The sequence below is a fragment of the Acidisphaera sp. S103 genome (assembly GCF_009765975.1).
GTDB lineage: Bacteria > Pseudomonadota > Alphaproteobacteria > Acetobacterales > Acetobacteraceae > Rhodopila.
This window is the reverse complement of the sequence record NZ_LMUJ01000060.1, coordinates 204,033-210,014: the sequence shown is the minus strand read 5'-3', so window position 1 is coordinate 210,014 and position 5,982 is coordinate 204,033. Positions and strand designations below refer to the sequence as shown.

Sequence of the window (5,982 nt, the reverse complement as noted above, 5' to 3'; positions counted from 1 at the left end):
CGGCCCGACGGCGATCGGCGCGGCGGGGGAAGGCCGGCTGTCGTCGGTGACCGAATTCACCCCGAATGTGCCGGTGGAATTGAAGAACCCCGATGCAGAGGCGTTTACCAACGGCTGGCGGGCAAAGCACGACACCGATTTCTCGGAAGTGCCGTTCCTGACGATGTTCCAGATGCTGGCCAAGGCGATTGACAAAGCGGGATCGACCGATCCGTTGAAGGTGGCGCTGGCGCTGGAGGATATGAAGGCCACCGACCTGGCGGGCGCCCCGGTGCAGATGCGCAAGGCCGACCATCAGTTGCTGATGCCGTACTACGCAGCGACGTTCACGAAGGACGTGAAATACGACGCGGAAAAGACCGGCCTGGGCTGGAAGACGGACTTCATTGCCTCAACCGAAGACCTGACGCTGCCCACCGTCTGCAAGATGAAGCGCCCGGCGTCCTAGCCGAGATTCGTTTCCATCATGCAGATCGTACTGATCGAGGTGCTGAACGGCCTGGTGTACGGCATGCTGCTATTCATGCTGGCGAGTGGGCTGACGCTGATTTTCAGCATGATGGGCGTGCTGAATTTTGCCCATGCCAGCATCTATATGCTGGGGGCGTACCTGGCGTTCACCATCAGCCAGTTCCTGGGTTTCTTTCCCGCGCTGATTATCGCGCCGATCTTGTGCGGCGCGTTGGGAGCGGCGATCGAAATCTGGGGGCTGCGGCGGGTGCATCATAACGGGCACACCGCCGAACTGCTGTTCACCTTCGGATTGGTGTTCATCATCCAGCGGCTGGTACAGATGACCTGGGGCATGCTGCCGATGGCCTACCGGGTGCCGCCGTCGCTCGATTTCCCGCTGTTCGAGTTGTATGGCGCCAATTTCCCGGCCTATCGCGGCTTCATGCTGTTGGTATCGGCGGGGATGCTGCTGGGAACGTGGCTGCTGCTGAAGAAGACCCGCATCGGGCTGATTATCCAGGCGGCGCTGACACATCCCAGCATGGCCAGTGCGCTGGGGCATAATGTGCCGTTTGTGTTCACCACCGTTTTTGCGGGCGGGTGTCTGCTGGCGGGGCTGGCCGGGGTGATCGGCGGCAATTACCAGACCACGGAACCGGGTATGGCGGACGCGATGGGACCGATCGTGTTCGTGGTGGTGGTGTTCGGCGGGCTGGGGTCGCTGGCCGGGTGCTTTATCGCCTCGATCATCATCGGGATGATCCAGACATTCGCCGTGGTGATCGATTATTCCATTGCCGATCTGTTACGGCCTTTAGGGGTGGTGTTGACGGGCGACACGCTGCTGACCGAGCTGCTGACGGTGCCGGTGGCGCGCATCGGTGCGTTGCTGCCACTGGTGATGATGGTGGCGATCCTGCTGTTCCGTCCGCGCGGGCTCATGGGGACTCGCGACGCATGAAGTATCGCTGGCTGATTCTGGCGCTGATCGTCGTGGCGATCGCGCTGCCGTGGTGTTTCTACGACTGGACGCATCATCGGCAGGCGGGGTTCCTGATCTCCATGCTCAGCCAGATGGGCATGATGGTGATCCTGGCGCTGTCGTACAACATGCTGCTGGGTCAGGCGGGGTTGTTTTCGCTGTGCCATGCGACGTTTTTCGGGATGGGTGGGTATGCGACCATCCATTTCCTGAACGGGGCCGGCGACGGCACGCTGCCGGTGCCGATGGAACTGATGCCACTGCTGGCCGGCCTGTCGGGCCTGGGGGTGGCGATCCTGTTCGGGTCGATGGCCACGAAGCAGCGGGCGACGGCGTTCGCGATGATCACGCTGGGCATCGGCGAGTTGATGGCGACCTCGGCACTGATGTTCCATCACTTCTTCGGCGGCGAGGGTGGTGTCACCACCAATCGGATGATCGATAACAGCCTGTTCGGGTTGTCCTATGCGTCGGGCTTGCAGGTGTATTACCTGATCCTGGCCTGGACGGTGATCGCGGCGGCGCTGATGTATTTTCTGACGCTGACTCCGCTGGGGCGGATGGCGAACGCCACGCGCGACAATTTCGAGCGGGCGCAATTCATCGGTTACGACCCGCGGATGGTGCGGTTCATGCAATTCGCGCTGTCCGGGTTCTTTGCCGGGATCGGCGGTGGGTTGTATGCGATCACGTATGAGATCGTGACGTACGATGCGTTGGCGTCTTCGCTGTCCGCGAACGCGTTGCTGATGGCGTATATCGGCGGCACGACGGTTTTCGGTGGGCCGATCCTGGGGGCGATCCTGATCACGCTGTTGCAGAGCGGGGTCAGCCTGCTGTCGAATTCCTGGCTGGTGTACGTCGGCGTGATGTTCATCTCGATGGTGATTTTCGCGCCGACCGGGTTGGCGGGGATCATCAAGACGCACGGTCCGATCAGGCAGGCCGGTCGGTTGCGGCTGCTGGTGGTACCGTATCTACGCCTGACGATACCGTCGCTGGGCGTGCTGCTGGGGTTTGTCGGGCTGGTGGAATTGATGTCGTTCCTGACGATCGGGGCGGCGCAGGGCAAGAAGTTGGTGCTGTTCGGCGGGCCGGTCGATGTGCATGCAGCGCTGCCGTGGGCGATCTCGGGTATTTGTCTACTGGTGGGCGGGGTGTGGCTGCGGTTCGAGGCGGCGGGGTTCCATCGCGTCTGGGAAAGCCTGTCGGCCGAGGTTCGGCGATGACTGCCTTGTCCTTGCGTGATGTGCGGAAAAGCTTTGGACCGACGGAGATTATTCGCGGCATCACACTGGATATCGCGGCGGGTGAGCGCCATTGTATCATCGGTCCGAACGGGGCGGGCAAGACGACCTGTTTCAACCTGATCAGCGGGCGGTTTCCAATCACCTCGGGCGAGATTCTGTTGAATGGCGAGCGGATCGATACGCTGCCGCCGCACAAGATTAATCGGAAGGGGTTGTCGCGGAGCTTCCAGATCACCTCGATCTTTCATCGGATGTCGGTGTTTGAGAATTTGCGCTGCGCATTGTTGTGGAGCCGTGGGTATCGGTATTCGTTCTGGTCGCCGTTGTGGCGGCAGAAGGGGCTGAACGAGGCGGCGGAGGCGCTGCTGGAGGAGCTGAACCTGGCCAGCCGACGGGACGTGTTGGCGGGGCTGCTGTCCTATGCCGAACAGCGGGCGCTGGAGATCGGCATGACGATCGCCGGCGGCGCGTCGGTGGTGCTGTTGGATGAGCCGACGGCGGGGATGAGCAACACCGAAACGGATTATGCGATGACGCTGATCCGGCGGGTGACGGAGGGCAAGACTCTGCTGATGGTGGAGCACGACATGAAGGTGGTGTTTGACCTGGCGGATGCCATTACGGTGATGGTGTATGGGCAGGTGATCGCCTCGGGTCCTCCGGCGGCGGTGAGGGCAAACCGAGCGGTGCAGGAAGCATACCTGGGGGCGCTGGAAGGATGATGCTGGAGGTTCGGGATCTGCACGCCTATTACGGGCAGAGCCATATCCTGCATGGTATCGATTTGGACGTGGGCGAGGGCGAAATCGTCTCGTTGTTGGGTCGAAATGGTGTCGGGCGGTCCACGACCTGCAAGGCGATCATGGGGCTGGTGGTGCCGCAGGGGCGGGTTTCGTTCCGGGGGCGCGAATTGGCCGGGATGCGTAGCGACCTGATTGCCAGGGCGGGGATCGGGTACGTGCCGGAGGATCGGCAAGTGTTTCCGACGCTGAGCGTGCGGCAGAATTTGGAACTGGGGTTGAAGCGTGCCGGGCGGTTCGGGCGCTGGACGTTCGACGATGTGTTCCGGCTGTTTCCGAACCTGGCGGCCAGGCAGAACAACCCGGCTGGGGTGCTGTCGGGCGGCGAACAGCAGATGCTGACGATGTGCCGCACGCTGATGGGCGATCCGGATCTGATCTTGATCGATGAGCCGACCGAGGGGTTGGCTCCACTGCTGGTGGAACAGGTGGGGGTGCTGCTGGCGGAGATCGCGAGCCGCGGGGTGTCGATCCTGTTGGTGGAGCAGAAGTTGACGATCGCGCTGAAGATTTCGCGCCGGCTGTATGTGATGGGGCACGGGCAGATCGTGTTCGAGGGCTCGCCGGAGGATTTGGCGGCCAACCAGGCGCTGCGGCAGGAGTGGCTGGAGGTCTAAGGCGCGTTTAGCTGCCGTGTCCTTTCTGATGAAAGTAGTTCTTCCGGTAGAACTCCTTCACCAGATCGCCATAGACGGCGGGGGGATAGCGGGCGGGGTTGTCGGCTGAGACGCAGCTTGGCAGGCACGCGATCGTCGATGCCGGGTTCGGACTGTGGAAATAGGCGATCGAATACCGGTCGGTCCCGGATTCGTTGATCACGCCGTGCGGGGTGGACAGGAACCGATCGTTCGACCAGCGGCGCATCATGTTGCCGAGGTTGACCAGGAATGTTCCGGGAATAACCGGCGGAGCGAACCATTCGCCTGACGGCAAACGTACGGCTAGGCCAGGGACATCGGTCCGAGCCAAGGCAGTCATGAAGCTGTTGTCGGTGTGTGGGGCGGTGCCGAAGGTATTTTCGCTGGTGTCTTCCTGCGGCGGGTAGTGCAGGAAGCGCAGGTTGATGTGTTCCTCGTTGGCGAAGAACGGCGCGAACGTGTCTTGCGGCATGTCCAGGGCGACGGCGAAGGCTGGTAGGATGCGGCTGCACATGGCGCGCAGGGCGTCGAAATAGGCCACCATGTCGCGGCGCATTTCGGACTGGCCCTCGGGCCATTGGTTGCGGCCGCGCAGGGGCACATTCGCCAGGACGTCGGGGTGGTCGGCGCCTCGATCATGGCTGATGAAGAAGCTTTCGTTCTGGTTGGGTTTCGTTGCCTTGTGGACCGTTGATGCGGCCTGCATGGAGGCATTCATCGGCATGTAGCCGATATTGGCTTCGTTCAGCGTCAGCCTCATCTTTTCCGCCAGCGGCAAGGCGTGGAAGTGGCGGGACGCGGCGAAGCCCCGGTCGATGATGTCCTGCGGCACGCCGTGATTGGCGGCGTAGAAAAAGCCGATGTTTTCGCAGGCATGGCAAAGTTGTTCCGCCAGACGATCCAGTGCACCGGGTTCGCCGGCGAAGTAGGGGCCGAAGTCGATCACCGGAATCAACTGCGAGACGGACTCGGGATCCTTGACCGCGTGCTGCTTGAACAGGTGCATCGGAGCCTCCTGACAGGTGTGCCGGAACGCTAGCATCTTGACGGACAGACGGGTAGGGCCTTCCCTTTTCCCTGAGGGAGGACAGCCGATGGTCCAGATACGTCAAGTTGGCCCGAAGATCGGGGTCGAGGTTTCCGGGGTCGATCTGCGGACGGTGGACGACGCGGGGTTCGCGCCGATCTATCAGGCGTGGCTCGATCACAATGTGCTGGTGGTGAAGGATCAGGAACTGACGATGCAGGAGTTCCTGGCGTACAGCCGCCGGTTCGGGATCGTTTCCCCACATCCGTCGAAGAGCACGCGGCATCCGGATGTGCCGGAGATCACCATGTTGGGGACGGGGAAATTCAACCCCGACGGGTCACTGAACCAGGCGATCTATCGGCGCGGGGCCGAGGGGTGGCACACGGATGGCGCCTATGACGACGTGCCGTTCAAGGCGACTCAGCTTTATGCGCTGGCGATTCCGGATACCGGCGGCGACACGCTGTTCGCCAGCGGCTATGCGGCGTACGACGCAATGCCGGAACGGTTGAAGCAGCGGCTGGACGGCGTGCTGGGGGCGTTCACCTATGGCGGACGCAAGAAGACTCAGGCGCTGCTGAACCCGGAGGACCGCGGCCGGTCGCCGGCGATGCATCCGATTATCCGCACGCACAGCGAAACGGGACGGAAGTCGCTTTACGTCGATCCGGGGAAGATACTGTATATCCAGGGTGCGGAGCCGGCGGAAAGCGATGCGTTGATCGAGGAGCTGACCGACCTGATGATCCAGCCGGAAGGCGAATATCGCCATAAGTGGCACGTCGGCGACGTCGTGATCTGGGACAATCGCTGTTCGTTTCACAAGGCG

Annotated in this window: 7 protein-coding genes; 6 read left to right on the top strand and 1 reads right to left on the bottom strand. The window is 62.2% G+C overall.

All coding sequences use genetic code 11. The annotated features are described in order from the left end of the window. From GSQ89_RS19900 to GSQ89_RS19880, 5 genes are all read left to right on the top strand, one after another. The coding region (locus GSQ89_RS19900; RefSeq protein ID WP_158928396.1) for an ABC transporter substrate-binding protein at positions 1 to 448 on the top strand (448 nt) is incomplete at its 5' end. An 18-nt stretch (positions 449 to 466) separates the two neighbouring features. Next, positions 467 to 1,414: a branched-chain amino acid ABC transporter permease gene (locus GSQ89_RS19895; RefSeq protein WP_158928394.1), complete on the top strand. Its 948-nt coding sequence runs from the start codon at positions 467 to 469 to the stop codon at positions 1,412 to 1,414. Then, positions 1,411 to 2,664: a branched-chain amino acid ABC transporter permease gene (locus GSQ89_RS19890; RefSeq protein WP_158928392.1), complete on the top strand. Its 1,254-nt coding sequence runs from the start codon at positions 1,411 to 1,413 to the stop codon at positions 2,662 to 2,664. The genes GSQ89_RS19895 and GSQ89_RS19890 overlap by 4 nt, the downstream gene beginning before the upstream one ends. Further along, a complete protein-coding gene (locus tag GSQ89_RS19885) occupies positions 2,661 to 3,407 on the top strand; it encodes an ABC transporter ATP-binding protein (RefSeq protein ID WP_158928390.1) in 747 nt (248 codons plus the stop codon). Before GSQ89_RS19890 ends, GSQ89_RS19885 begins: the two co-directional genes overlap by 4 nt. Then, entirely contained in the window at positions 3,407 to 4,102 is a 696-nt protein-coding gene (locus GSQ89_RS19880) for an ABC transporter ATP-binding protein (RefSeq protein ID WP_158928388.1), read from the top strand. Before GSQ89_RS19885 ends, GSQ89_RS19880 begins: the two co-directional genes overlap by 1 nt. Positions 4,103 to 4,109: 7 nt before the next feature. Here GSQ89_RS19880 and GSQ89_RS19875 read toward each other — a convergent pair whose 3' ends face one another. Next, positions 4,110 to 5,129, bottom strand: a complete 1,020-nt coding sequence (locus tag GSQ89_RS19875) for an isopenicillin N synthase family oxygenase (RefSeq protein ID WP_158928386.1) — start codon at positions 5,127 to 5,129, stop codon at positions 4,110 to 4,112. An 88-nt stretch (positions 5,130 to 5,217) separates the two neighbouring features. Between GSQ89_RS19875 and GSQ89_RS19870 the strand changes: the two genes are divergently transcribed. Continuing rightward, positions 5,218 to 5,982 (top strand): TauD/TfdA family dioxygenase (locus GSQ89_RS19870; RefSeq protein WP_158928384.1); only part of this gene is annotated, 765 nt, incomplete at its 3' end.

Coding starts and splice junctions, on each gene's coding strand:
- GSQ89_RS19895 (WP_158928394.1), top strand. CDS start 467: ATGCAGATCGTACTGATCGAGGTGCTGAACGGCCTGGTGTACGGCATG.
- GSQ89_RS19890 (WP_158928392.1), top strand. CDS start 1,411: ATGAAGTATCGCTGGCTGATTCTGGCGCTGATCGTCGTGGCGATCGCG.
- GSQ89_RS19885 (WP_158928390.1), top strand. CDS start 2,661: ATGACTGCCTTGTCCTTGCGTGATGTGCGGAAAAGCTTTGGACCGACG.
- GSQ89_RS19880 (WP_158928388.1), top strand. CDS start 3,407: ATGCTGGAGGTTCGGGATCTGCACGCCTATTACGGGCAGAGCCATATC.
- GSQ89_RS19875 (WP_158928386.1), bottom strand. CDS start 5,129: ATGCACCTGTTCAAGCAGCACGCGGTCAAGGATCCCGAGTCCGTCTCG.